This is a genomic window from Paenibacillus liaoningensis, from assembly GCF_059609455.1.
Genome location: NZ_JCAALU010000011.1, coordinates 245,619 through 272,233, shown reverse-complemented (window position 1 = coordinate 272,233; position 26,615 = coordinate 245,619). Strand labels below are relative to the sequence as shown.

The following is a 26,615-nucleotide window of genomic DNA, read 5'->3' as shown; positions in this document are numbered from 1 at the left end:
GCGTTACACTATATTCTTCCTTACCCGCTATTATTCCTGCCAAAACTCGCTAGAATACATCATTTGGTAGCAAAGTCTTGTAAAAGTTTTGTAACTTATGGCTTAGTGTTGTCGTTTATGATGATGAGTGTGCTTCTTGAGCACTATAATCTTACTAGTTAGGAGTTAGAGCAATGTCAAAATGGACAAAAAAGAAGAAGTGGATATATACGCTCTGCGCAGCGGTGCTTGTGCTTGGAACGGCGGGCTATTTCAATCGTGGAGCGCTTGCTATGCTGGGCTTCAACTGGTTTCTCTCCGATCAGGTAGCTACCCAACTGGAGCAAACCTATAAACCAATAGAAGGCCGCGAACCTATTCAGGTCGGCAATATGAATACGAATCCGTTCGCACTTATGCTGCTCGGTGTTGACCAGCGCGGCAAGGAGACGGGAAGATCGGATACGATGATTTATACGGTCATACGTCCGAAGGACGGCGCTATTCTCATGGTGTCCATCCCGCGTGATACGTATACGGAAATTGTGGGTAAAAACAAAGAGGACAAAATTACGCATGCGTACGCATTTGGTGGAGCCAAGATGGCGATAGAGACGGTCGAAAATCTATTTAACCAGCCTATCAACTATTATGCCGCTATTAATTTTCAAGGGTTCAGAGATGTTATTGATGCAATGGGAGGGATTTCCCTGCCGATTGCAGAAGATATAGTAAATAAAGATCCCGATCACGAAAAGTTTGTCGTGAAAGGCGGTCAGGATGTATATAATGGCAATGATGCGCTGAATTATGTTCGTTACCGTGAAGATGCCGGAGGCGATATGAGCCGTACGGGAAGACATCAAATTTTTCTGAACCAGCTGCTGGATAAAGTATCTGAGGTCGGCCAATGGAGCAAAATTCCTGATCTGATTGACATTATGGGTGAAAATTTCAGTACGGACATCCAGCCTGACCAGATGATCAAGCTGGCACAGCAGCTGCTGCAGCAGGATAACCGCACGATATACAGCCATACGCTGAAAGGCGAGGGACACAGGCTGACGAACGGCGGCGCATGGTATTATTTTGCGGATAAAGACGATTTGTCCAAGACGCAGGCGATGATTGGCAGCTGGCTGAACCCCGATACGGCAAAGCAGGATTTAATTATGCCGGATGAGTACGCTTCTAAAGTGCAGAAGCCGGTTGGCTCATTGTCCAGCGCAAGCGACGCTGAGTAGACTGCAGGCAGTCTCATGGCGGTAAGCGAAGGAAGAAATGGAGTTGAGTGACGGATGAACATTGCGTTTTTTCTGCTGCCCAAGCAGGAAGTCGTAACGGTAACGCATGACGCAACACTTAGGCAGACGCTGGAGAAAATGGAGCATCACCGTTATACAGCCGTACCGATTATTAATGCCGAAGGCGAATATGCAGGTGCTGTCACAGAAGGCGATTTATTATGGTTTATGAAAAATAGGCCGGAGCTGACTTTCGAAATGACGAATAAAGTCAAGCTGGCGGACGTCCCGCTGCGGCTGAATCACCGCTCGGTTCGAATTGACGCGAACATGGAAGACCTCATTATGCTGGCGAAGGTGCAGAACTTTGTGCCGGTCGTCGATGACAGCGAGCATTTTATTGGCATTGTGCGGCGCAGTGAAATTATTGATTATTGCCAGACGATTATGCAAAGCGCGATTGCGATTGAAGCATAGTCTTTTTCAAGGAAGGCGGAGAGCAGCAGCTCTTCGCCTTTTATCAATGTAAGACCTCTGTTGCTGAGATCACGCAGTTCGGGAGGCTCACTCCATTTTTGACGGACTGAGGTTCCGCTATTCTGGCTTTTGATACGGTTTCTGGCTCTAAGCGGACTGGAAAGGCGTTATTGTCTTAATTTTCCCGCCAAAATGGCTATTTGCAGCGCATTAGCGGCTCCTGAGTCCGCAAGCTGTACCCAAACCTGCGATTCTGTTGAAATAGCTGCTGCTGTGTCCGCCAAGTTTATCTTTGTTCAAGATGTAAAGGCATAAAGCCCCTAATCGAAGAGTACGCCATTGCCTTTCGTTACGTGGATTCACATTCAGGATAGGTGATATTCCCAGTAGGAGTAGGAATACGTATGAAGCTACATTCGATTATCATTTGGCTCGCTTACGTTGGCATACACGTCCTAACATTTCATCGCGAAACGAGCATTGCCTACAAAGTAAGGTAAAGCCGTTTACGCTTGAAATATAAGGTATTATAAATTTGTCTATATAAATAAGCTTCTATTTCATCGCGAAACGAGCATTGCCCACAAAGTATGCCAATGCCGTTTACGCTTGTTGGATGCGGTGAAGCTTATTTATGATATAATGGGGTCTGGCAAGCATGGCGGCAAGAATTACGAATATACATGTGCAAGAGGTGAACGGTTTGAAGACCGGTATGAAATCTGTTTTATGGAGCGCGGCAGCACTGCTCCTGTTATTGTCCATAGCTGTACCTGTTCTTAATATTTTGACCATATTGTTTCTTATGGTTCCTTATGTGGTGTTGTACACAGCGCTTCCCGCGCGTGGGTTCATTCTGCATATGCTGCCGGTATGGGTGCTGTCCTTCCTCATATTAGGAGCTCCAGCGTTAATTATCGGTTTGTTTTTCCTTGTTCCCTCTATAGTGATGGGGCATATGTTCAAGAAGCAGCTGCCTGCACATAAAGTGCTGTCAAGAACGGTTATTACGCTGCTTGTACTGTTTTTGATGGAATTTGCAGCTTTTGAAGTGATTTTAGATTTGTCTCTGACTAGCGAAATGGGCAATTTTGTTCGCTCCGTATTTAATGATCCACAATTGCAGCCTTTGCTTCCTGTGGAATGGAGCGATGAGTATACCGAGATGCTCATTCAAATGATGCTGAATACGATTCCGCTCGCTGTTATTAGCGTATCGTTCTTTTACGCTGTTGTTACCCAGTATATTTCACGGCGTGTGCTTGGTTCTTCAGGCATTGAGGTGCCGAGAATGCCGCTGGCGAAAGATTGGATGCTGCCGCGGGTTTTAGTCATTTATTATGTGATTGTTTACATTCTAAGCCTGTTTGTCAGTCCTGACAGCAAATCCTTCATCGGAGTAGCAGTGCTTAATTTGCTGCCATTGCTGAGGCTGGCTTTTGCAATTCAAGCCGTCGGTTTCTTCTTCTATTTGGCTCATGAACGCAAATGGAACCCGGCTATCCCGGTGCTGATTGCAATACCTGTACTAATTTTCTCACCGCTTAGCTTAATCGGTGTGCTTGATGCTGCTTTCCCCATCCGCAAGTCATTTACGAAGAAATCCTAGCACAGGAGCGATCAGGAAATGCCAAAGTTTTTAGTTGTTCGCTGGCATGGCATGCATCAGTTGGCGGCTTTCGCTATTATGGCGGTTATGACGACAGCACTTGCTTGGTTCGAATGGCGAATCGGGCTTATTGCTCTGCTGTTTATGATCGGTTTCAGCGTATATGGTTTTCTGGCGGAGCGGGCGTTCCGCAAAGATTTAAAAACGTATTTAGGTACGATTTCTTACCGGGTAAAGAAGGCTGGCAATGATGTGATTAGCGAGCTTCCTTTCGGTATTATATTGTATAATGAAGACAAGACGGTTGAATGGCATAACCCTTATATTGCTGAGATTTTGGGCCATGATTCTGTCGTGGGCCAGACCATCGCAGAGCTGTTCCCCTCCTTGCACCAGTCAAAGGACAAGGAACGCGAGGCAGAGCAGCAGGTTATAGTGGGGAACTATGTTTTTCAACTGATTTTCAAGCCGGAAGAACGTATTTTGTATGTGAAAAATATTACGGAGCTCTGGCATCTCTCCAAGAAATATGAAGAAGAGAAGCTGGCACTTGGTATCGTCATGATTGACAGCTTGGATGAAGTGACGCAGGGCATGGACGATAATCAGCGTTCGGCGCTGCTGTCCAAGGTGACGACAGAGATTACCGAGTGGGCGCAGCGCTATCAGCTTCATATTAAGCGACTTACCTCAGACCGGTTTATGCTCATTACGGACCTCAAGACCCTTAGACAGCTGGAGCAATCGCGGTTTGTCCTGCTCGACGAAGTTCGTGAGCTGACCTGTGATCAGAAAATCCCAACAACGCTCAGCATTGGCTTTGCAGCCGAGGCAGAGAGCATCGTCGAGCTGGGACAGTGGGCGCAATCCAGCCTTGATATTGCCCTTGGGCGCGGCGGGGATCAAGCAGCTGTCAAAATCGGCGGCAGGCAGTCCTTCTATGGCGGCAAGTCCAATGCGGTCGAGAAGCGGACCCGCGTTCGGGCTCGCGTCGTGGCGCATGCGCTTAGAGATTTGATTAAGGAAAGCGGCAATATTATTATTATGGGCCATAAGATGCCGGACATGGATGCAATCGGCGCAGCTATTGGGATTACGAAGGCGGCGCAAATATTCGGCAAGGAAGCTTTTATCGTGCTGGAGGGCATTAATCCTTCGATTCAGAAAATGATGGAGATGCTGCGCGAGGATGAGCGTTTCTCCAAACGGTTCATTACGCCGGAGCAGGCGATGTCCATGACGAACAATAAGACGCTGACGGTTGTCGTCGATACCCATAAGGCATCGATGGTGAAGGAACCGCGGCTCATTGGAGCGCATGGGAAAATCGTGGTCATCGACCATCATCGCCGCGGCGAGGAGTTTATTGCGAATGCGCTGCTGGTTTATATGGAGCCGTATGCGTCCTCCACTTGCGAGCTCGTTGCCGAGCTTCTTCAATACATTGCGGATCGGATTGTGCTTGATGTCCGGGAAGCGACCGCGCTGCTCGCTGGCATTACGGTAGATACGAAGAGCTTCTCCCTTCGTACCGGTGCGAGAACGTTTGAGGCGGCATCGTTCCTGCGTCGCAACGGTGCGGATTCGATGCTGGTGCAGCGGATGCTGAAGGAAGATTTGGAAGAGTATGTCCGCAAGGCGGATATTATTAAGCATGCGAGCGTGCATTATGAGCATATCGCGATTGCGGTTACCGAGCCGGGCCGCAAGGTTGGCCAGCTGTTGATTGCGCAGGCAGCAGATACGCTGCTCAATATGACCGATATTTTGGCATCGTTCGTCGTTGGCGAGCGCACAGACGGCCTAATTGGTATTAGCGCGCGTTCGCTTGGCGACATGAACGTGCAGGTCGTAATGGAAAGAATGGGCGGAGGCGGGCATTTAACGAACGCTGCCGCCCAGCTTGAAGGCACCGTTAGTGAAGTTGCGGAGAAGCTTAAAGCGGTACTAAAAGAAATTGATAAGGAAGAGGGGTTATTTGAATGAAAGTAATTTTTTTGGCAGATGTTAAGGGACAAGGAAAAAAAGGTGAGGTTAAAGACGTATCCGAAGGTTATGTGCGTAATTTTTTACTTCCTAAAGGACTGGCAAAGCCAGCATCAGACGGCAATCTGAAGACGCTCGAAGTGCAAAATGCTTCCGAGCAGAAGCGTAAAGCGCAGGAGAAGGAAGATGCGAAGACGCTTGCGAAGAAGATGGAGGAAATGACGATCGTGCTGAAGACGAAGGCTGGCGAAGGCGGCCGCCTGTTCGGCGCCATCACATCCAAGCAAATCGGCGAGCAGCTTGCTGCACAAGGCGTTAAGGTCGACAAACGTAAAATTGAGCTGGAAGAACCGATCCGCACACTTGGCATGACGGAAGTGCTTGTGAAGCTGCATCCTGAAGTGAAAGCCAAGCTGCGCGTTCAAACAACGGAGGAATAATAGATTATAGGGGGAAATGATGAGTACAGAGCTGAAGTTTGATCGCGTTCCGCCGCAGAACATGGAGGCGGAACAAGCCGTTATCGGTGCCGTACTGCTGCAGGCGGAAGCGCTGATTACAGCTATGGAGCGTCTTCGCAGTGAAGATTTTTACAGCGGCCCCCATCAGCGCATATATGAAGCGATGATTGAGCTGGCTGAAAATAATCAGCCGATCGATCTTGTCACGCTGACTGCGCATTTGCAGGATCAGCAGCTGCTCGACGAAATTGGCGGCGTGTCTTATTTGGCACGGCTGGCCAGCTCCGTTCCAACGGCAGCGAATGTCGATTATTACGCGCAGATCGTAGAGGAGAAATCCTTGCTGCGGCGTCTGATCCGCACGGCTACGAATATCGTAACCGAAGGTTATGCCGGAACAGAGCAGGTGGGTGCGCTGCTCGGCGATGCGGAGCAGAAAATTCTCGAAATTTCCAATCGGCGTTCCAGCAGCGGGTTTATATCTATCCGCGACGTGCTGATGGAAGTGTTTGAGAAGGTCGAGCATTTGTATATGAACAAAGGCGGTACGTCAGGCATTCCATCGGGCTTTGTCGATTTGGATAAAATGACGTCCGGCTTCCAGCGCAGCGATCTTATTATCGTTGCAGCCCGTCCTTCCGTTGGTAAGACAGCATTTGCGCTGAATATTGCCCAAAACGTCGGCGTGCGCGCACGCGAGACCGTCGCCATATTCAGTCTGGAGATGTCGGCAGCCCAGCTTGTGCAGCGTATGATTTGTGCAGAAGCGAACGTGGATGCAGGACGGATGCGGACAGGTTATCTGGAGGGCGACGACTGGGAAAAGCTGACGATGGCGATTGGTGCCTTATCCGAGGCGCAAATCTTTATTGATGATACGCCCGGCATAACGGTTGCCGATATTCGTGCGAAATGCCGTCGTCTGAAGAAAGAGCGCGGGCTTGGCATGATTTTGATCGATTATCTCCAGCTCATTTCCGGCCGCGGCAAGGCAGGGGAAAATCGGCAGCAGGAAGTATCGGAAATTTCCCGTACCCTGAAGCAGATTGCCCGTGAGCTTGAAGTGCCTGTTATCGCGCTGTCGCAGCTCAGCCGGGGCGTTGAGCAGCGTCAGGACAAGCGTCCGATGATGTCCGACCTTCGGGAATCCGGTTCGATTGAGCAAGATGCTGATATTGTATCCTTCCTTTATCGGGATGATTATTATGATAAGGAATCGGAGAAAAAGAATATTATCGAGATCATTATCGCCAAGCAGCGGAATGGACCCGTTGGTACGGTAGAGCTGGTGTTTCTGAAAAATTTCAATAAATTCGTCAGCTTGGACCGTTCTCATGAGGATCCATCGCAGGCATCTTAATGATATCCGAACAATTGTAGAGCTACTTCTACAATTGTTCGTTTTTAGTTTGACTTCTATTTCGGGTACTGCTACACTAATATTGCTGTCTTCGTGTGACACCCGTTGTTCTCGTACGAAAGGGAAAACCGGTGCAATAGAAGAACAGTAAATTTCGGTGTGTCTATACACCGGACGGGGGTATGTTTATGTCTACGGTTGTTGTGGTTGGTACGCAGTGGGGAGACGAAGGAAAAGGCAAAATTACCGATTATCTGGCTGAAGGCGCCGACGTCGTCGCTCGCTATCAAGGCGGTAACAATGCCGGGCACACTATTCTCATTGACAATAAGAAATATAAATTAACGATGGTACCTTCGGGTATTTTTAATCACAATAAAGTGTGTGTCATCGGTAATGGTATGGTTATTAACCCTAAAGCGCTAATTGAAGAAATTAACTATATTCAAGAAAACGGGTTTTCGACTGAGAACTTGAAAATCAGCGATCGTGCCCATGTCATTATGCCTTATCATATCGTACTTGATGCATTGGAAGAAACGCGTAAAGGCGATAATAAAATTGGTACAACGGGCAAAGGCATCGGTCCTTGCTACATGGATAAAGCCGCTCGCAACGGCATTCGGATTGCCGATCTGATGGATGCAGAAGAGTTTGAGCAAAAGCTGCGCCGTCTTGTTGTTGAGAAAAACCAAGTGATTGAGCAAGTATTCGGCGGCGAGCCGCTGAATGCAGACAGCATCGTTGAGGAATACCTCGCTTATGCTGAAGTGCTTCGCTCGTATGTAACGGACACGTCCGTTGTACTGAATGATGCGATTGATGCTGGCAACAAGGTGCTGTTCGAAGGCGCGCAAGGCGTTATGCTGGATATTGACCAAGGTACATATCCATTCGTAACTTCGTCCAATCCATCCGCTGGCGGCGTATGTATCGGTTCTGGCGTAGGCCCATCGAAAATTCAGCAAGTTATCGGAGTAGCGAAAGCTTATACAACACGTGTAGGCGATGGCCCATTCCCAACGGAGCAAAACAATGCAATCGGCGATTTGATTCGCGATAAAGGCCACGAGTACGGTACAGTTACTGGCCGTCCGCGCCGTGTAGGCTGGTTCGACAGCGTCGTTGTGCGCCACGCTCGCCGTGTTAGCGGAATTACAGGCTTGTCGCTTAACTCGCTTGACGTTATGACGGGCATTGAAACGGTTAAAATTTGCACTGGCTACAAATATAAGGGCGAAATCATTACGCACTATCCAGCAAGCCTGAAAATGCTTGCGGAATGCGAAGCGGTATATGAGGAGCTTCCAGGCTGGTCCGAGGATATTTCTGGCGCAAAAACGCTGGATGATCTGCCAGTGAACACGCGCAATTACTTGAACCGCGTATCGGAGCTGACAGGTATTCCGATTGCGATTTTCTCAGTCGGCCGCAACCGCGAGCAGACAAATCCGGTTGTAGCTATTTACGAATAGACGAATCCGTTAGACGGATATAGAAGGGGAAGACAGCTGCGAATGCTGTCTTCTTTCTTTTTTTTCACAATAATGAATGAAAAGGGATGATGAGGGATGAAGAAGGAGATTCAGCTTTTGGCCATTTCGGGGAGCTTGCGTGAGAAGTCTTCCAATACTGCGCTTATGAATGCTATTATCGTGCTTGCTGAGGAGCATGTACGTTTCAGCGTTTACAGCGGGCTGGGCGAGCTGCCGCATTTTAATCCGGATTTGGATGTAGAGGAAGGGCCAGCAACGGTTGGGGAGCTGCGGAGACAGCTAAAGGAGGCAGACGGCGTCCTCATCTGTACACCGGAATACGGGAATGGCGTTCCAGGCTCCTTGAAAAATGCGCTCGACTGGATCGTGTCCTCTGGCGAATTCGTCAACAAGAGGGTAGCGGTCGTCACCGCATCGCCATCTCCGATGGGCGGGGATAAAGCCAATGCTTCGCTGCTGCTCACGCTGAATATGATTAATGCTATTATCGTAGATCACGGCGTAGTGATGATTCCGCATATCACTCTCAAGATGAGCAAAGAAGGCGCCATTACGGATGAAGAAACGAAGCAGCAACTGCTCGCCATGCTGGCTAGTCTGGGGAAGCCCCATTCCAAAGCTTTATAGATTCATCGCGCCAAGCAGCGGTTATGCACTCTTTCTCTTGTCCATAATGGTAAAAGAAACCATTCAAATGTTATGAGCTAGCAGGTCTCATTATACGGATGGGTCAAGCAGGAAGGGTATGGTGGAGAGCATGTGGAAGATGACGGGCTGGCTGGCGAAAACGGTCGCAGCAGGAATCATTATAAGCTTTTTGTCGATTTGGACGACGGGCTATATTGTGAGCAGTTATTTGGATACGATTTTGAAGCAATATAATTTGCCTCTGGAAGTAAAGCCGATGGCGCTAACTGGATTATGGGGAAAAATGTGGGGCGCTGATCCGCTGATGGCGGATACAGGCGGCTCTAAAGGGCAGTCTGGCGCCTCGCAGACTGGAAAGGATAGCTCAGGGGCAAGCAGCGGCAGCTCGACTGAGCAAGGAGAGACGGGGGTGCAGAAGCCAGATGGAGCGATTTCTTCAGGCGGGGACGCAGGGGCAGGGGAAGATTCCCCGCTTGCGATTGATGCTTTCGGGCAGCAAACGGCCCCGCCGCTTACCGATATTGGCATTGGCGGCGGGACGAAAGCGGATAGCGGCGCGGCCTCAGGCATAGGAGCGGGCAGCACAGAAAGCGGTACAGAAGGCAGCACGACGAACGGGGATGCGGAAGCAGTGGACGGAGAGCAGCCTTTAGCGGAATCAGAATCCGGCACAGGCAGCTCCTCCATTGACGGTACGGAAACAGCGGTTACGACGGATCAGCTGAACCAGGTCAAAAGCCAAATGAGCGACACGGACAAGACGGAGCTGTTCGGATTATTAATGACCAAGCTGCCCCAGGAAGCTTGGCAGACGATATCCGGCTACATGGAAAATGGCCTTACAGATGAAGAGCTGACCCAGCTTCAGCAGGTCATTGCCCAGCATTTGAGCAAGGAAGAATACGAGCAAATTATGAGTATTCTGAAGAAATATTAATATTAAGCGGTATTCGGAGAGGTTGCTCCTCGTATTAAGGCTATGTTAAAGTAATATTCGGGTGTTCTGTCGGGACAAAGGGCCCTGATATGAATCGGAAGACCTAATTAAGATAGCGGCATTAAGGCGAGAAGGAGACGATCATGACCGATTTTAGGGCAACGGGTCGGATCCGAAAGGCGTGGAATACCTCCATTCAGTTCTTTCGGCAATTCCGAACACAAGACTCGAAAGGCATCAATCAACAACCGTCCGCAGCAGTGCAAGCGACATCGACAACTACAGCAGCTACTAACTATAAAAAACCTATCATCCTTGCAGGCGGAATAATCGCGATTTTGGCAGCAGTCGGAATTGGCGGTATACAATACGTTAAGGCTAACACGAATGACTATTATCACTTATATATGAACGGCACCGAAGTAGGAACGGTCGGCAGCCCGCTGGAGGTTGGAGCGCTGCTTGAGCAGAAGGCATCTGAAGCACAGCAGGAAACGCCAGATATTCCAATTATGGTGGAATCAGGTCAGCTTACATATACGAGTACAAGTGCTTACAAAGGCAACCCAGATACGCAGCAGACGCTTGCGAAGCTGGAAGGCTTGCTTACAACCCACGCTATTGGCGTAGAGGTGAAGGTAAATGGCAAAGTAATCGGTATTGTGAAGAGCCAAGCAGCAGCAGACGCCGTACTGGCACGCGTGCAGAGCAAATATGCACCGGAGGAGAAGACGGAGAAGGATTCAACGAAGGTTCGCGCACTCGCTTTTTCACCAGAGGAAGAAAAGGCGGACGAGAATACACCTAAGGCAGGCAAGGAACTGACGGATGTTGCTTTCGTAGAGAAGGTGGAGACGGATGCGGTATCGACTTCGCCTAGCGACATCGTTTCAGACAATGATATGTACAAGCTGCTCGTAGAGGGCACGATTAAGCCAACGAAATATACGGTACAGCAAGGCGATTGCGTCGGTTGTATCGCGCAGAAATTTGATATTTCACCGCAAGTGATTTACGAGAATAACAAAGGCATTGAAGATGATATGATCAAGGTTGGAGATGTGCTTGATCTTACCGTTCGCCAGCCGGAGCTGTCGGTCCGGACAACCGAGAATTTGACGGAGATCGTGACGATCGACCCGCCAACCGAGGTTCAGAAAAACGACGAGATGCGTGTTGGAGAATCCAAGCTGATTAGTGCAGGCGTCAGCGGCTCCAAGAGCCTGACCTACAAAATCGTGAAAGAGAATGGTTACCTAATCAGCGAAGAGCTGGTAGACCAGCAGGTCATTAAGGAAGCTGTTCCAACGGTCATGATGAAGGGCACGAAGGTCATTTTGGGCGAAGGAACGGGATTATTCTCTGCTCCCGTATCGGGCTATTCGGTGTCCAGTACGTTCGGAACGCGTTGGGGCCGATTGCATAAAGGGATTGACATGACGGGCGGCAAAACGATTACAGCAGCCGACAATGGCGTTGTTATTTTTGCAGGCACGAAGAACGGCTACGGCAATGTAGTCATCATTGATCATAAGAATGGATATGAAACGCTGTACGGGCATCTTGACTCGATTAGCGTCAGCGTAGGCGATATATTAGAAAAAGGCGATACACTGGGTATTATGGGCAACACGGGACGTTCTTACGGTGTCCACCTTCATTTTGAAATTCATAAAGACGGAGAGCTTCAAAACCCGTTGAAATATTTATAATCGGACTTATACCATCAGGGGGAGTGCAGCCGAAGCGAAAGCTTGCGGCGGCGCTCCCTTTATTATTTTAAAAATATAAGCATTTATAAGTTTCACATCTATAAATTGGCTTATATTTCTCGGACTGAAACGCGCCGCGCCGCCAAAGGACGGCGATAGCCGTTTCACCTTGGCCCAGTCGCATGAAGGAACTTTAATTGGGAACTAGGTATGGCAGTATGGTAAGATAGTATTGCTATGTGTATAAAGTTATACCCTAAAGTATGGGAAGATTAAACAGATAAGAATTAGGAAGCGACAGGCGGTGTGACGATGCACGGTAAAATTTTAGTGGTCGACGACGAACAGCCGATTGCAGATATATTGAAGTTCAACTTGGAGAAAGAAGGCTACGAGGTCATTTGTGCTTTTGACGGCGGACAGGCTGTGGAGCTTGCTTTCGCAGAGAAGCCGGATTTAATGCTGCTTGACTTGATGCTTCCGGTGAAGGATGGCATGGATGTGTGCCGCGAGGTTCGCGCAAAGCTGCATATGCCGATCATTATGCTGACGGCGAAGGATACGGAAATCGATAAGGTGCTCGGCCTGGAGCTTGGCGCAGATGATTATGTGACGAAGCCGTTCAGCACCCGCGAGCTGCTGGCAAGGGTGAAGGCCCATCTAAGACGGCAGCAGAAGTCGGCTGAGGTTACGGTAAGTGCGGCAGGCGTGCACGGTTCGGATGGCGGACAGGACGCTGAACAGGAGAAGCAGGGTCTGCGTCTGTTTAATTTGTTCATTGATACCGACATGTATGTCGTCTACAAGGACAATCAGCCGCTTGATTTGACGCACCGGGAATACGAGCTTGTGTATTATATGGCGCGCAACAGCGGCAAGGTCATGACGCGTGAGCATTTGCTGCAGGCGGTATGGGGCTTTGAGTATTTTGGCGATGTGCGAACGGTGGATGTGACGATCCGCAGGCTGCGCGAGAAGATCGAGGATGATCCGAGCAGGCCGGAGTTCATTATGACACGGCGCGGGCTTGGCTATATGATGCGAAGCACGAAGCCAGGAGGTTACGGTTACGTATGATGGGGCGGCGATTTTTTCGCACGATCCAAGTGAAGCTGGTCATTATTTATTTGCTGCTGATTTTGGTAGCGATGCAGTTAATTGGCGTTTATTTCATCAGCACGGTTAAGACGTCGCTGACGGACAGCTTCACGAACAACCTCAAGGAGCAGGCCGATATATTGTCCAAGCTGGCGGCGCGCCACTTATCGATCAAGCCCGGCGGGGATTTGGATACGAATGTGGAAAGCGCGGAAGGGCTCAGTCTCGTCGTTCGCAACTTGTTCAGCATTAGCGGCACAGAGGTGCAGGTGCTCGACGCGAACGGCAAAATCGTTGCGACGTCCGTTCAGGTGCCGGAATCCTATGTAGGCAAGAAAAACCCGTCGCTCGCCGTGAGCCGGGCGCTGGTGGGCATTCCAGAGAACGAGGAAGAGATCATTGACGAAAATAATGTCCGGAAAAAGATCATTGCGCTGCCGGTAACGGACAACGACAATGACAATGTGCTCGGCGCGGTCTACATGGTCGCGTCGATGGACAGCCTGTATGACACGGTGAACCGGGTCAATCAGATTTTTTTCTCAGGAACGCTTATTGCTTTGGGGCTGACGGGGGTGCTGGGCATTTTGCTTGCCCACACGATCACGAGCCCGATTCAAGGACTGACCCGGCAGGCGGCAGCGGTCGCTGAAGGCAAGTTCGATTTCAAGGTTCCGGTGCTTGGCGATGATGAAATTGGGCGGCTCAGCATGGCGTTTAACGATATGACGATCCGGCTCAAGGAGGCGCTGTCGGTCAATGAGGAGGAGAATGAGAAGCTGAATTCCATTCTCTCCAATATGAGCGATGGCGTTATTGCAGCGGATGAGCATGGGAAGGTCATCGTCTGGAATCGGCGGTCGCTGGAAATGCTTGATCGCAAAAGCTGCGAAAATTGCAGCCTGACCGAGCTGCTTGCGCTGCCTCAGCAGCGGCTGGACGAGCTGCGGCAGGGCAAGGAGCAGACGCTCATTCTGGACCGGGGCGAGGAAGCGGAAATGGATGAGGCGGAAGGGATTATGCGCGTCACCTTTACGCCCATTCATCGCCGGGATAAAGGGACGACCGGCACTATTGTCGTCCTGCAGGATGTCACCGAGCAGGAGAAGCTGGAGCAGTCGCGCCGGCAGTTCGTTGCGAATGTCTCCCATGAGCTGCGGACGCCGCTGACGACGATCAAGAGCTATGCAGAGGCGCTGAATGACGGAGCGCTAGCAGAGCGGGAGCTGTCGGAGCGATTCGTTGGCGTCATCAGCAATGAGACGGAGCGGATGATTCGTCTCGTAACCGATCTGCTGCATTTATCGCGGCTGGATTCCAATCAGGCGCCTATGCGGCGCAGGCAGACAAATATCCACGATATGCTCGACGAGGTGGCAGACCGGTTCTCGTTCCAACTGCGCCAGAAGTCGATTCGGGCTTCTATTCAGGTCGATAGCGAGCTGACGGAGGCTTGGCTGGACCGGGATCAAATTGATCAGGTGCTGGACAATCTTTTTTCCAATGCGATTAAATATACGCTGGACGGCGGCAAAATTCAGCTGAGCGCCCGCAAGCAGGAGCAATCGCTAATTGCAATCAGCGTCAAGGATACGGGAATTGGCATTCCGAAGCGGGATTTGCAAAAAATCTTTGACCGTTTCTACCGCGTAGATAAAGCGCGTTCGCGCAATATGGGCGGAACCGGACTCGGCTTGTCCATTGCCCGGGAAATCGTCAAAGCGCATGGCGGCACGATTTCGCTTGATTCGGAGCTGAATGTCGGGACGACGGTTACGTTCACGCTGCCGATGCTGGAAGAGGACGGTGAGCGGAGCTAATGGAACGGGCGAAAACGATGATATTAATTTTTTTGGTCGCCTTTAGCCTCATGCAGAGCTATTTTCTCGCTTATAGTATGCCTGGACTTGGCGCTACGGTACGCACAGAGCAGGACTACATCAATGCGGAGCCGCTTGGCGAGGAGACGACGGTGGAAAACGTTATTTTTCCCGATGAGCTGATTATCCACTTCGGCGGGGACAAGCACACGGTGCTGTATCCAGGTATGACCTTCTATAACATGATTCTTAAGGATCGCATACAGGGCCGCGAGTTTAAAGGGTTTCAGCGGAGCCCGATTGATGTAATGGATTGGGAGCAGGTGCGGAAGAAGGATGCCGGCGTTGAGCTGCGCTTCCAGAATGGCGTGCCTGTTGATCTGCTGCGCAAGCTGCTTAAGGTGCAGGGCGACATTATGTTTTTGAATGAGACGATTGACCGCATCTGGATTTTCAAAACGAGCAATACGGAAGAGGTGCGGACCTTCTTCTTTAGCGCTGATGGCGATATCGTCTATGAATCGGTTCAGGCCGACTTGACGGTTCGTGATGTGCAGGATTACGTCGGGTTCGGGGAATATCAGACGAATTACCAGTATGCGGACGGCGATCTGTATATCCCGGATAAGCCGCTGCAGTCGGTGGAAATGGTTTATCCGTATACGGTTTATTCTGCGGATGTGGTGCAGCGCAATCTGTTCTTCGATCCAGGAACGACGAAGGCGCTCAAGGATCGCAGCGGCGCACAAATCTATACCGATGGCAAACGCGGGCTTCAAGTGGAGCAAAGCGGCAACTGGATGATTTATACCGATCCGGCAGCGTCGAAGAGCGCGGATAATATATTGAGCGATAATATGTACGCCGCAGTGGAGTTTGTAAATCAGCATGGCGGCTGGGATGGCACGCATCGCTTCGTTAATCCTGTACTGGATACGGACAGCAAGCTGGGCAGAACGGTGCTGTTCCAGCAATATTTGGAGCAATATCCGGTGTTGGAGGCGGCAGGCTTTCAGTACGGCTGGATTCGGCTGATTTTGCAGCAGGGCGTGGTGACCGAGTATAACCGTTCGCTGATTACGCTTGGCGATCAGGCAGAATCGAGGGAGCCGCGTTATTTGCCGGGTGGCGATGATCTGCGCAATGCGTTGGAGCGTTATGCAAGGCTATCGGAGGTCGTTAGTATGTTCCCAGCACTGCAGGCGGTGCCGAAGGAAGGCAGCAAGCTGGATTTTGTCCCCGTATGGGGCGTGAAGCTTGCGGATGGGACGCAGGAAGTGCTAATGGAGGCTTATCCAACGGGCTACATTCCGCTGGAAGCAACGAATGGTGCTGAAGGAACGGCTGGAGCGGCGAAGTAGGAGGTGAGAGGCGTTTGGATTGGAGCAGAGCGAAAAGTGTGTTGATCGGCAGCTTCCTGCTGCTTAATATTTTGCTTGGCTATCAGGTATGGCTAGAGGTGCGGGAACAGTTGGACATCAACAATCACTCCGCGGAGCTTCCGCCGGACACCGCCCTGGTCATGAAGCAGAAGCGCATCGAGCTGAACGCCAACTTGCCGCTTGAAACGCCAAGCATGCGTGATTTAACGTACCAGCTCCAGTCGCAAAGTCTGGAGGAGCAGGAAGTTGTGAAGCTGGAGACGCCAGTGGATAGACGAATTGTATTCTCGCAAGCGGATTTGCTGACCGCATTAGGCGATCAAATTCCCGACATTGAACAGTATGCTTTCGATCCATTGGGCAGCAAGGCAGGTGTATTCGTCTTGTACCGGATGGTCGATAACCGGCCGTTGTTCGAGGTCAAGCTGGAGCTGTATTACAGCAATCAGAAAATTACAGGTTTTAAGCAGTCGCGCATTGAGGTGCTGGAGAGCAATGATGCGAAGCAGCAGACGGTGCTGCCTGCAGCGAAAGCGGTAGCGCCGTTCATTGAGCGGAATTTGCCGGATGGCTCGGTCATTACCGATATCCAGCTTGGCTATCATGGACAGACGTTCGATACGGAGATGCAGGTATCCGCGCCCTATTGGCGTGTGCTGGTGGAGGATGCGGACCGCCCTTATTATATCCATGCGGTAAGCGGTGAGGTTGCCCAGGATAAGGAGCAGTAGGAGAAGGCGCAGAGTTATTCAGCGACAGGCTCAAGTGGGAGAAAGGATAGGACGAGGCGGAAATGGGACTATGGTTTACAGTACTGGCAAGCGGTTCAACGGGGAATGGCACAATTATTAATAATGGCGACAAGATGGTACTCGTCGATGCGGGACTAAGCGCCAAAAAAATGGAGGAGCTCATGAAGGAGCGCGGAGTGTTCGGCCATCAGCTGGACGCGCTGTTCGTCACGCATGAGCACTCCGATCATATTAAAGGGCTCGGCGCGTTTGCGCGCAAGCACGAGCTGCCTATTTATGCGAATGAAGCGACTTGGGGCGCGATGGAGCGGCATGTGGGCAAAATCGATGCCGATAAGCGCATTGTAATCGAGACGGGAGATACGCTGAACTTCGGTTCGCTGCAAATACAGTCTTTTCCGATTTCGCATGATGCTGCGGAGCCGGTGGGCTACACCTTCGTCGATCAGGGCGTTAAGCTGAGTTTGGCGACCGACCTTGGTTATATGAGCGATAAGGTGAAGCAGGCGATCATTGATTCGGATGTGCTGGTGCTGGAATCCAATCATGATACGGAGATGCTTCGGATGGGGCGTTATCCATGGAATACGAAACGGCGCATCTTAAGCGACGTCGGACATTTATCCAATGTAGCGGCTGGGGAAGCGCTCTGCGAGCTGCTGACTGACCGGACAAAACGGGTGTATTTGGCCCATCTTAGCCTTGATCATAATTTAATGGACTTAGCGATGCTAACCGTTAATAACATATTAGAAGACAACGGGATTTTCTTCAAAAAAGAGGACTTCCCCCTGCGGCACACGTATCACGACAAGCCTACTGAATGGGACGAAGTGAAGAAGAAATAAGCTTGTGCAGCTGTTCATCCATTTGCCCGTCAAGCTGGCTAGTCTTGGCTTGTAATTCCTCTACTGTAACAATGCCTTTCTCTAGCAGAAGCTCTAGCAATGCGCTTAAGGTCAGAACGGTGCGATAGTGCTCCTCTTTCAGATCTGCGAGCATCGCGCCGAGCTGCACATGCTCCCAAGCGGATGGGATGGAAGTAGGTTTTTTCATTAAAAATCAAGCTCCTTTGGCAATGAAGTGGAAAGCAAATCATCTTTTAACAAAAAATTTTTCTAGCTGCGGATTGTAATCTATTATTATTGTAGTCCAATCTTCCGAAATTATTCCTAGCAGCATTTATTTCGATCGAGAGATATACCAAATAGTCTTGATGTCGGCCGGACATCGAGAGGAGAGATAGATATGGGATTATTCGATGACGATTTCTATTCGACGAAAGTATCCAGACGCACACGCGCCTTCAGCAAGGAGCGGCGCATCTTGTCAAGCAAGCAGACGAGGCGGAATTGGTCCAGTGTGCGCATTGCCTTTATCTCTTCATCTACAAGCGCAATAGCGGCTGTGCTGCTGTTCGGGCTGTTCTTTAATGGCGGGGTTGGCGGCAGCGCCAAAGTGCAGGCGGTTTCTACGGCGAAGATGTCCGATGACAGCGAATCGCTGGAAATGAAGACGATTCAAGCTTCAGCGAAGGTCAGGCCAGCTGTCGTTAGCGTTATTAATGAGCAGCGGCAGGTTTTCAGCATGGGCGTTCCGAATGATGAAGGCGATGGCAGCAAGAATGAAAGCAAAGACAGTATAGAGAAGAACAGCTTGCAGCAGGCCGGCGTTGGTTCAGGATTTATTTTCAAAAAAGAAAATGGCAAAGCCTATATAATGACAAACTACCATGTCACCGTCGATGCGGATGCGCTTAAAGTGACGCTCATTAGCGGCGAAGAGCGCGCGGCGAAAATGATTGGCGAAGATCAAATTTCTGATCTGGCTGTATTGGAAATCGACGACAAGGGCATTGATACCGTTGCGGAAATTGGCGATTCCTCTGCCTTGCAGCCGGCTGAATTCGTCATTGCCATCGGCAATCCGCTCGGGTTGGGCGATTCCTTATCCATGGGTATCGTGAGCAAAACACGGCAAATCGTTCCTGTATCGTTGAACCAGGATGGCAACTATGATTGGGAGCAAGAGGTTATTCAAGTGGATGCGTCCATCAACCAAGGCAACAGCGGCGGACCGCTCATTAATTTGAACGGCCAGGTTGTCGGCATCAACAGTATGAAAATCGCAGATATCGGCGTGGAAGGCCTCGGCTTCGCCATTCCGACGAATAATGCGATGCCAATCGTAAACGATTTGCTGGAAAAAGGTTATGTGCCGCGTCCGTATTTGGGCGTGTACACGATGGACCTGGCGCAATATTTTGCGCAGCAGGGCGGCAGCGCTGGCGGGAAAGCCGGCAGTTCGACAGATGGCAGCGACGATGAGGCTGAAGGCGCGGCGCAGCTTATTTTGCCGGAGGATGTCCGTGCGGGCGTCATTGTGCTGGAGGCGGTCGGTCCAGCGAAGGAGGCTGGTCTCCTCTTCAACGATGTGATCGTCAAGCTCGATAAGCAAGCGGTTGGCAGCACGATGGAGCTGCGGAAGTACCTGTACTCCAAGAAGCATATCGGCGACAAGGTAGAAGTGACCTTCTACCGGGACGGCAAGCTGACGACGGCGCAACTTTCGTTAACCGATAAGGTGGAAGAATAAAATATCGTCATCCTATTAGGGAGAGCGGTCGTGGACAGGAGGAAGCCTGTTGCGGCGGCTCTTTTTTTCTTTAAAATATAGGAAAGTATATGATGTTTCCATCCTTTCTCTATATTTCTTGGAATGAAACGCGCCGCGCTGTCAGAGGACGCCGCCAGGCGTTTTTCTTAGGACGGAAAGGTGCGGGCTTCACAATATGCAGGTTGTTTGTTATGCTAACGGAAGGCAAAGGGACAACACCCTGATTAAATCAAGCAGAAGAGGAAGCGAACCAACTATGTATTGTGTATGCAAAAAACACGTGGAGCTAGCGATCGATAAGTTCGTTGATGAGTATGAGGACGCGCCGGATATCGTGGATTTGAAGGAAACGGAATTTGCAGACTGGGACCCGCCGCGCAAATGCGATTTATGCGATGATGGGGCACTGTTTTTGGTCGTATAAGGGAAGAACCGATATAAGAATAGTGTTCATCTATCGCTGGGCGTATCTATATGCCCAGCGATTTTTTGCGGATTTTAAAATGTGTTCCTCTGCGTGTCAGGCTGTCGGTCAATATTAACATTGACATGAACCTGACAGCCCGATATATTGAAGTTAACTTGTTGCAGGGGCGAAAAAAACTTGAAATCTGCTTATGCGGATTCGTTAGCAGCGCACTCTTTTTCAAAAGGGAGTGTGTTTTTATTTGTCCGAATATGACACTTAGGAGAATGAACGTGGACAATGGAAGTAAGCAGCAGTTTAGGCGGAAAATGCAGACGCGGCATATCGTTATGCTCTCGCTGGGCGGTGTTATTGGGACGGGCTTGTTCTTAAGCTCCGGTTATACGATTCAGCAGGCAGGCCCGTTTGGCGCGATTTTGTCCTATCTGGTTGGCGCTATTGCTGTGTATCTCGTGATGCTGTGCTTGGGCGAGCTGTCGGTACATATGCCCGAGACAGGCGCTTTTCACAGCTATGCGGCAAAATATCTCGGTCCCGCTACGGGCTATACCGTCGCATGGCTGTACTGGCTCACCTGGACGGTGGCGTTAGGCTCGGAATTTACGGCGGCTGGGCTGCTCATGCAGCGCTGGTTCCCTTCGGTTAATGTATGGATTTGGAGCGCGTTATTCGCTGCGTTAATCTTTGTCTTAAATGCACGATCGGTGCGGTTTTTCGCGGAATCGGAATTTTGGTTCTCGTCTGTAAAGGTTTTGACGATTGTGCTGTTTATAGTTATCGGAGCGGGAGCGATCTTCGGCATTGTCCCAATGGCGGATGCGGCTCCAGCGCCCTTGTTGACCAATATTACGAGCGCAGGCTGGTTCCCGAATGGAGCCTTTGCCATTTTATTGACGATGCTGGCGGTGAATTTCGCCTTCTCCGGCACGGAGTTGATCGGGATTGCAGCGGGAGAATCGGTGAATCCCGAGCGGACGATACCGAAAGCGATTCGCACGACGCTGTTTCGACTCGTTATTTTTTTCATTGGAACGATTGTTGTGCTGTCGGCACTGCTGCCTATGTCGGAGGCGGGGGTAACGGAAAGTCCCTTCGTCACGGTAATGGAGCGGGTCGGCGTGCCGTATGCGGCGGATGTGATGAACTTTGTTATTTTGACAGCGATTTTGTCGGCGGCTAACTCCGGATTGTATGCGTCGTCACGGATGCTGTGGTCGCTAGCCGACAAGAAGACCATTTCGCCTTTGTTCGCCAAGCTGACAAAGCATGGTGTGCCGCTGAATGCTGTCATTCTTAGTATGATGGGCGGCGGACTTGCGCTGCTCTCCAGCATTGTCGCGCCGGATACGGTGTACATTGCTCTAGTTTCGATATCAGGGCTTGCCGTGGTCGTTGTGTGGATGAGCATTAGCGCTTCGCAGTTTATGTTCCGCAGGCAGTATGTTCGCGAGGGGAACTCGGTGGACAAGCTGGCTTATCGGACGCCGTGGTATCCTTTTGTGCCGATTGCTTCGTTCGTGCTGTGTCTTGCGTCCTGCATCGGTATTGCGTTCGATCCGACACAGCGGATTGCGCTGTATTGCGGGGTTCCGTTTATTGCGCTGTGCTACATTAGCTATTATTCGTTTTATCGTGTGAAGAAGTAGCGAGTTAGGCAGGGCGTGACGTGAAGTGACGGAAAATATAGAGCTGAAAGAGAACGAAAAAAAGAAAGAGAACGAAAAAGAAAAAGAAAAAGAGAACGGAAAAGGGAGGAGAAGTGTTATGGAAAAGTTTAATGGTGCTACGCACAATGTAATAGAGGATATTTTGCAGAAGCATGAGATTATGGTGCTGGATGGCGCAATGGCAACGGAGCTGGAGCGTCATGGCTGCGATCTGAATGATTCGCTTTGGTCCGCGCGAGTGCTGCTGTCACAGCCTGAGCTGATCTATCAGGTGCATCTGGATTATTACCGCGCAGGAGCGGATTGTGCGACGACGTCGAGCTATCAGGCGACGGTGGATGGTTTTCTTAAGCGCGGGCTTAGTGAAGAGGAAGCTTTGAAGCTGATTAAAAGCACGGTCGAGCTGGCGCGGAAAGCGCGTGATGATTATTGGGAGCAAGAGGGTGCGGGTACAGGTGCTGCTAAGGAGGGTAATGGTGATCAGGCTTCTGCGCGGGGCGCTCAGTACGCTAACAGGCCTAAACCGCTTGTTGCTGCATCCATCGGGCCATATGGCGCTTATTTGGCGGATGGTTCGGAGTATGTCGGCAACTATGGCGTGACTGATGAAGTGCTGACGGAGTTCCACCGTCCAAGAATGGCGGCGGTTATTGAGGCTGGCGCGGATCTATTGGCGTTCGAGACGGTTCCTTCTCTACAGGAAGCCAGAGTGCTGGATGCCTTGCTGAAGGAATTTCCGGGCGTGTATGCGTGGTTGTCGTTCTCATTGAAAAATGAAACGGCGATCAGCGAAGGTACTCCGCTGGCGGAATGCGCGGCTGCCTTCGCGCAAAGCGAGCAGATTGCCGCGATCGGCATGAACTGCGCCCCCGGCGCTGTCGTGACGGAGGCGATTAAGGTGCTTCGCGCTCACTCGCAGAAGCCGGTTATTGTTTATCCGAATTCCGGGGAAAGCTATAATCCGGAGACGAAGACTTGGCATGGGGAGGGCAGCTGCCCGAGCTTCCTGGAGGAGGCGGAAGGCTGGTATGAAGCCGGCGCTCGTATTATTGGAGGCTGCTGCCGGACTTCGCCGCAGCAGATTGAAGCGATCGCTAGGAAATGGCGAGCTTGAGAAGATTATAAGTGACTTGTGAGTATGATGGGCACGCGAAGATAGTGTGTCTGGGTTTTTGATTTTAAGGTCAGCCGGAGCGTGTTCTGGTTGGCCTTTTTTTCTGGGCTTATTAATGTGTTTTTGCTGCGGACGGATGGTATGATGGGTACTAATAGGACAGGCCGATAAACAGGCTGCGAATAAAGGAGAAGTTGTCAGTGCAAATACAGATTATTTCAGTGGGCAAGCTGAAAGAGAAATATTTAACGCAAGGGATTGCGGAATACGCTAAGCGCTTGGCTCCGTATGCGAAGCTAACGCTGGTCGAGGTGGCGGATGAGAAAGCGCCAGAGCAGCTTAGCGCGAGTGAAGAGCAGCAGGTAAAGGCGAAGGAAGGCGAACGGATACTGAGTCATATTAAGCAGGATACGTACGTTGTCGCAATGGCAATTGAAGGCGAGATGTGGACGTCGGAGCAATTGGCGAAGCATGTCGAGGAGCTCGGTACGTATGGGAAAAGCCAGATCGCTTTTGTCATTGGCGGGAGCTTGGGACTCGCTGATGAAGTCATGCGCCGCGCTAATATGAAGCTTTCTTTTGGAAGGATAACGTATCCGCATCAGCTGCTTCGCCTTGTGCTGACGGAGCAGGTTTATCGGGTGTTTAAGATTATGCGGGGGGAACCGTACCATAAGTAGGGGCAAGTTTTTTTGAAAAATCGCGCTGAGGGCTTGGAACGGAGCCTTGAAGGACATGGGTTGAAGAGCGGTCACGCGCAGCAGCGAAGATGGAGCAAACGGACTTTTGCGAGCTTTTTGGAGTTGCAAATTACAAAATAATGGAGGGTTATAAATGAAGTACTTTTACGGAGTATTATCTTTTTTGGGACTCGTCTTGCCCTATTCGCAATTCATCCCTTGGGTCGTGCGCAACGGCCTCGATTTGTCTCTCCTATTTGAAGCCATAACCAGTACGCGTATCGGAGCTTTTGCATGGATGGATGTTTTAGTTACCGTGATCGTGCTTATGGGATTTATTCTGTTAGAAGGCACCAGAAAGAAAATGAAATATTTATGGTTGCCGATTGCAGGTACGCTACTGGTAGGTCCTTCACTGGGTCTTCCCTTGTTTTTGTTTCTTCGACAATTACACTTGGAGAAAAACATTCTAAAATAGCATCAAAGATGGGAACGGAAACATGGTTAAACGAATCAGTTTAAAATGTTCGGCATTTCTTGAACGTCATGATGCCATCGACGCAGCAAAGAATGTTATCTAGGATACAGGGGCATAGATCGTAAACTTCAAAACGTTCGCCAAACACATGACCACCTTTCATTTCATTATTGAAACAGATAGCGTGGGTCGTTTGCTTGCTCAGATTGAGGCATCTTCCCTTACTCTTTTTCCGGAGTCATCAACAGAATTAAAGCTGCGGTTAGAAGAGTGGGAAACGAAACGTCCGACAATAGAACTTAATGGTTCTTTAGTAGTGTACATCGTAAACGATGGGCCTGATGTTGAAGTCGGAGTACCAGCGGTACCGGACTAAGGGCTTCCTGCAAATGTTTTGAAGGGTTGTCCACTACAATCTGTTTTAGTATGAAAACTTGCCGTTACAGACTGAGCGGAGAACCGTGCCATAAGTGACGGCGAAAAGTTGAGTTGAGGATTGAAGCTACGATGCTAAATCTATGAAGAAGCGCGTAAAGACCCAACTCATGTGGAATCGGTCATATAGGCCGAGACGAGACCTTGATCAGGAATAGTTCTCCATCATTTGATATAAATAATTTCGAAAGTCTTCAACATAGGTTTTGGGCTCTACAACTTTTAGATGAGTGCCGAAGCTTGCTAATAATTGAAATCCCGTACGATTTTGAGGGACATAAAGGGTTGCTAATAAAAATCCAGAACTATGGTCTTCAATACTTCTTCGACCATACCTTTCGATGATTTGATCTTTTATGCTGGGCGATATCCGTGCCTTAATCGTGACGAATTGCGGTACATAACTTGCTTCGTGTCTTTGCTCGGACCAATCGTCTCTAGGATGAAACGCGCGTTCATCCATAGTAATAGGATCGATTCGAGATAACTTGAATGTTCGATATCCCTGTCGATGTAAACAGAATCCTTTCAAGTACCAACTCGATTCGCTAAAATGCAGTTCATAGGGCTCGACCATTCTGTTCGTTGCAGCCCCATCTTTATCTGTATAATCAAATGAAACCAGCCTTCTCTTTAAAATGGATTCTTGACATGTCTTTAAGGTTTCAAGAATCTCGGACCGACCCTCCCAATCATAAAACGACAGTTGAATGGTACGATTCAGAGACAATGGACTAACCATTGCCTCTATTTTTTTAATCGTTCTTTCAACTTCTTCAGTAAGGAGAATTTGTTCCAATCCGCCGAGTGCAGTTAATATATTCTGTAAATCGGAGCTGCTTAAAAGGCGTTTATCAACCTTGTATTCATCCATTATGCCGTAGCCGCCTTTGACCCCAATGACGGAGTAGATCGGGATGTTCGATAAGCTCAATGTTTCCATATCGCGAAGGATCGTTCTTTTGGATACATTGAATAGTTGTGAGAATTCCTTTGTAGAAACAACCTCTTTTTTCAGCAATATCATAATAATCGAAATGAGTCTCTCCACTTTATCCATAATTGCCCTCTTTTTTTCTACATAATTTCAGAACGGTGCCACCTAGATGTCACCTTTTGTCCATTATACTACATGTATCACAAGAAGGAGGTTTTGATTAATGTTTAATCCAACCGATTTTCCCAATCCCACCCTTATTTCAGTCAACGGTGTGGAACTCGAAGTTTTTGAAGCAGGCCGACAAAATGCCGGAAAACCCATAGTCCTATGTCACGGCTGGCCAGAGCATGCCTTTTCTTGGCGTCATCAGATGGTCGCTCTTGCCGCAGCGGGCTACCATGTCATCGTCCCAAACCAGCGGGGTTACGGCAATTCATCCCGTCCGACCGAAGTAACAGACTATGATATTGAACACTTGTCGGGCGATCTCGTCGCCCTTCTCGATCACTATGGATACGAGGATGCTACCTTTGTCGGTCATGATTGGGGTGCGATGGTCGTTTGGGGACTGACCTTGCTGCATCCAAGCCGCGTGAACAAGGTGATAAATCTGAGCTTGCCCTACCAGGAACGCGGAGAAAAGCCTTGGATTGAGTTCTTGGAGGAAATACTCGGCGGCGACTACTATTTTGTCCACTTCAATCGACAGCCAGGTGTCGCGGACGCCATATTGGATAAGAATACGTTTCGGTTTCTTCGCAACCTGTACCGCAAGAACGAGCATCTCAGAGCACCTGAGCCAGGTATGGCGATGATCAATCTTGCCAACGCGGAAACACCGCTCGGCGAGCCCTTAATGAATGACAGCGAGCTGGCCGTCCTCGTATCCGCCTTTGAAACATCAGGGTTCAGAGGCAGCATAAACTGGTACAGAAACCTTGACCGCAACTGGCGCCTATTGGCGGACGTGGATCCTGTCATCCAACAACCCGCACTCATGATTTATGGCGACCGGGATGCAATCCAGAAATCCGAAACTTTGGCAAAATTCGTGCCCAATGTGGAAGTGGTCAATTTGGATTGCGGTCATTGGATCCAGCAAGAAAAGCCGGAAGAAACAAACCAGGCGATATTGAGATGGCTGAAGCAGCAGGATGCCACCTAGTTCCAACATTTCCAACGATTTACCAGCTGACACACTGCAAGCCGCGATAATGCTGGATAGAGTCGCTTAGCAAACAAAGCTTAGAAGGACACTAAGGGCACCCAAACAGGGTGCCTCTTGAGTTCGCACGAT

At 49.9% G+C, this 26,615-nt stretch carries 24 protein-coding genes; 22 read left to right on the top strand and 2 right to left on the bottom strand.

The window, feature by feature from the left end; genetic code table 11:
- Nucleotides 1–173 precede the first annotated feature (173 nt).
- From AC6B99_RS18555 to AC6B99_RS18485, 15 genes are all read left to right on the top strand, one after another.
- Entirely contained in the window at nucleotides 174–1,223 is a 1,050-nt protein-coding gene (locus AC6B99_RS18555) for an LCP family protein (RefSeq protein WP_099517888.1), read from the top strand.
- A 54-nt stretch (nucleotides 1,224–1,277) separates the two neighbouring features.
- On the top strand, nucleotides 1,278–1,700 hold the full coding sequence (locus AC6B99_RS18550) for a CBS domain-containing protein (RefSeq protein ID WP_046232653.1): 423 nt from the start codon (nucleotides 1,278–1,280) through the stop codon (nucleotides 1,698–1,700).
- Between the two features lie 658 nt (nucleotides 1,701–2,358).
- Nucleotides 2,359–3,309: a DUF2232 domain-containing protein gene (locus AC6B99_RS18545; protein ID WP_235533169.1), complete on the top strand. Its 951-nt coding sequence runs from the start codon at nucleotides 2,359–2,361 to the stop codon at nucleotides 3,307–3,309.
- 18 nt (nucleotides 3,310–3,327) lie between these two features.
- Nucleotides 3,328–5,295, top strand: coding sequence for a DHH family phosphoesterase (locus AC6B99_RS18540; protein ID WP_496663961.1), 1,968 nt, complete (start codon nucleotides 3,328–3,330; stop codon nucleotides 5,293–5,295).
- Entirely contained in the window at nucleotides 5,292–5,735 is a 444-nt protein-coding gene (gene rplI, locus AC6B99_RS18535) for a 50S ribosomal protein L9 (protein ID WP_056036137.1), read from the top strand. Before AC6B99_RS18540 ends, rplI begins: the two co-directional genes overlap by 4 nt.
- 19 nt (nucleotides 5,736–5,754) lie before the next feature.
- A complete protein-coding gene (dnaB, locus tag AC6B99_RS18530; protein ID WP_056036140.1) occupies nucleotides 5,755–7,116 on the top strand; it encodes a replicative DNA helicase in 1,362 nt (453 codons plus the stop codon).
- A 188-nt stretch (nucleotides 7,117–7,304) separates the two neighbouring features.
- Entirely contained in the window at nucleotides 7,305–8,591 is a 1,287-nt protein-coding gene (locus AC6B99_RS18525; RefSeq protein WP_056036143.1) for an adenylosuccinate synthase, read from the top strand.
- 96 nt (nucleotides 8,592–8,687) lie between these two features.
- The gene (locus AC6B99_RS18520; protein WP_496663960.1) at nucleotides 8,688–9,239 is read left to right on the top strand and encodes an NADPH-dependent FMN reductase; all 552 of its coding nucleotides are present in this window, start codon (nucleotides 8,688–8,690) and stop codon (nucleotides 9,237–9,239) included.
- A 118-nt stretch (nucleotides 9,240–9,357) separates the two neighbouring features.
- Entirely contained in the window at nucleotides 9,358–10,197 is an 840-nt protein-coding gene (locus AC6B99_RS18515) for a hypothetical protein (RefSeq protein WP_496663959.1), read from the top strand.
- A 143-nt stretch (nucleotides 10,198–10,340) separates the two neighbouring features.
- The gene (locus AC6B99_RS18510) at nucleotides 10,341–11,909 is read left to right on the top strand and encodes a peptidoglycan DD-metalloendopeptidase family protein (protein ID WP_496663958.1); all 1,569 of its coding nucleotides are present in this window, start codon (nucleotides 10,341–10,343) and stop codon (nucleotides 11,907–11,909) included.
- A gap of 312 nt (nucleotides 11,910–12,221) precedes the next feature.
- Complete coding sequence (gene yycF, locus AC6B99_RS18505) at nucleotides 12,222–12,986, top strand: response regulator YycF (protein WP_496663957.1); 765 nt, start codon at nucleotides 12,222–12,224, stop codon at nucleotides 12,984–12,986.
- Nucleotides 12,983–14,827, top strand: a complete 1,845-nt coding sequence (gene walK / locus AC6B99_RS18500; RefSeq protein WP_056036160.1) for a cell wall metabolism sensor histidine kinase WalK — start codon at nucleotides 12,983–12,985, stop codon at nucleotides 14,825–14,827. The genes yycF and walK overlap by 4 nt, the downstream gene beginning before the upstream one ends.
- Nucleotides 14,827–16,188 carry a YycH family regulatory protein gene (locus tag AC6B99_RS18495; RefSeq protein WP_496663956.1) on the top strand — a complete coding sequence of 454 codons (1,362 nt, stop codon included), beginning with the start codon at nucleotides 14,827–14,829 and terminating at the stop codon, nucleotides 16,186–16,188. Before walK ends, AC6B99_RS18495 begins: the two co-directional genes overlap by 1 nt.
- A 14-nt stretch (nucleotides 16,189–16,202) precedes the next feature.
- Complete coding sequence (yycI, locus tag AC6B99_RS18490; RefSeq protein ID WP_494861438.1) at nucleotides 16,203–16,940, top strand: two-component system regulatory protein YycI; 738 nt, start codon at nucleotides 16,203–16,205, stop codon at nucleotides 16,938–16,940.
- A 62-nt stretch (nucleotides 16,941–17,002) separates the two neighbouring features.
- Nucleotides 17,003–17,809 carry an MBL fold metallo-hydrolase gene (locus AC6B99_RS18485; RefSeq protein WP_056036170.1) on the top strand — a complete coding sequence of 269 codons (807 nt, stop codon included), beginning with the start codon at nucleotides 17,003–17,005 and terminating at the stop codon, nucleotides 17,807–17,809.
- Here the strand turns inward: AC6B99_RS18485 and AC6B99_RS18480 are convergent.
- Entirely contained in the window at nucleotides 17,778–18,017 is a 240-nt protein-coding gene (locus AC6B99_RS18480; RefSeq protein ID WP_056036173.1) for a hypothetical protein, read from the bottom strand. The two genes, AC6B99_RS18485 and AC6B99_RS18480, sit on opposite strands and share 32 nt — an antisense overlap.
- 192 nt (nucleotides 18,018–18,209) lie before the next feature.
- On the opposite strand from AC6B99_RS18480, the gene AC6B99_RS18475 reads away from it, so the two are divergent.
- The 6 genes from AC6B99_RS18475 (at nucleotide 18,210) to AC6B99_RS18450 (ending at nucleotide 23,943) form a co-directional block, all read left to right on the top strand.
- The gene (locus AC6B99_RS18475; RefSeq protein ID WP_494861433.1) at nucleotides 18,210–19,556 is read left to right on the top strand and encodes a trypsin-like peptidase domain-containing protein; all 1,347 of its coding nucleotides are present in this window, start codon (nucleotides 18,210–18,212) and stop codon (nucleotides 19,554–19,556) included.
- A 277-nt stretch (nucleotides 19,557–19,833) separates the two neighbouring features.
- Nucleotides 19,834–20,001: a CxxH/CxxC protein gene (locus AC6B99_RS18470; protein WP_063838033.1), complete on the top strand. Its 168-nt coding sequence runs from the start codon at nucleotides 19,834–19,836 to the stop codon at nucleotides 19,999–20,001.
- A gap of 275 nt (nucleotides 20,002–20,276) precedes the next feature.
- Nucleotides 20,277–21,650 (top strand): S-methylmethionine permease, encoded by a 1,374-nt coding sequence (gene mmuP, locus AC6B99_RS18465; protein ID WP_056036179.1) that lies wholly within the window; start codon nucleotides 20,277–20,279, stop codon nucleotides 21,648–21,650.
- Between the two features lie 118 nt (nucleotides 21,651–21,768).
- A complete protein-coding gene (gene mmuM, locus AC6B99_RS18460; protein WP_496663955.1) occupies nucleotides 21,769–22,785 on the top strand; it encodes a homocysteine S-methyltransferase in 1,017 nt (338 codons plus the stop codon).
- A gap of 200 nt (nucleotides 22,786–22,985) precedes the next feature.
- Nucleotides 22,986–23,465 carry a 23S rRNA (pseudouridine(1915)-N(3))-methyltransferase RlmH gene (gene rlmH / locus AC6B99_RS18455; protein WP_494883208.1) on the top strand — a complete coding sequence of 160 codons (480 nt, stop codon included), beginning with the start codon at nucleotides 22,986–22,988 and terminating at the stop codon, nucleotides 23,463–23,465.
- Nucleotides 23,466–23,619: 154 nt separating this feature from the next.
- Nucleotides 23,620–23,943, top strand: a complete 324-nt coding sequence (locus AC6B99_RS18450; protein WP_494861428.1) for a DUF2834 domain-containing protein — start codon at nucleotides 23,620–23,622, stop codon at nucleotides 23,941–23,943.
- A 583-nt stretch (nucleotides 23,944–24,526) separates the two neighbouring features.
- Here AC6B99_RS18450 and AC6B99_RS18445 read toward each other — a convergent pair.
- Complete coding sequence (locus AC6B99_RS18445; RefSeq protein ID WP_056036188.1) at nucleotides 24,527–25,438, bottom strand: helix-turn-helix transcriptional regulator; 912 nt, start codon at nucleotides 25,436–25,438, stop codon at nucleotides 24,527–24,529.
- Between the two features lie 100 nt (nucleotides 25,439–25,538).
- Between AC6B99_RS18445 and AC6B99_RS18440 the strand changes: the two genes are divergently transcribed.
- Nucleotides 25,539–26,483, top strand: a complete 945-nt coding sequence (locus tag AC6B99_RS18440) for an alpha/beta fold hydrolase (protein WP_496663954.1) — start codon at nucleotides 25,539–25,541, stop codon at nucleotides 26,481–26,483.
- Nucleotides 26,484–26,615 lie beyond the last annotated feature (132 nt).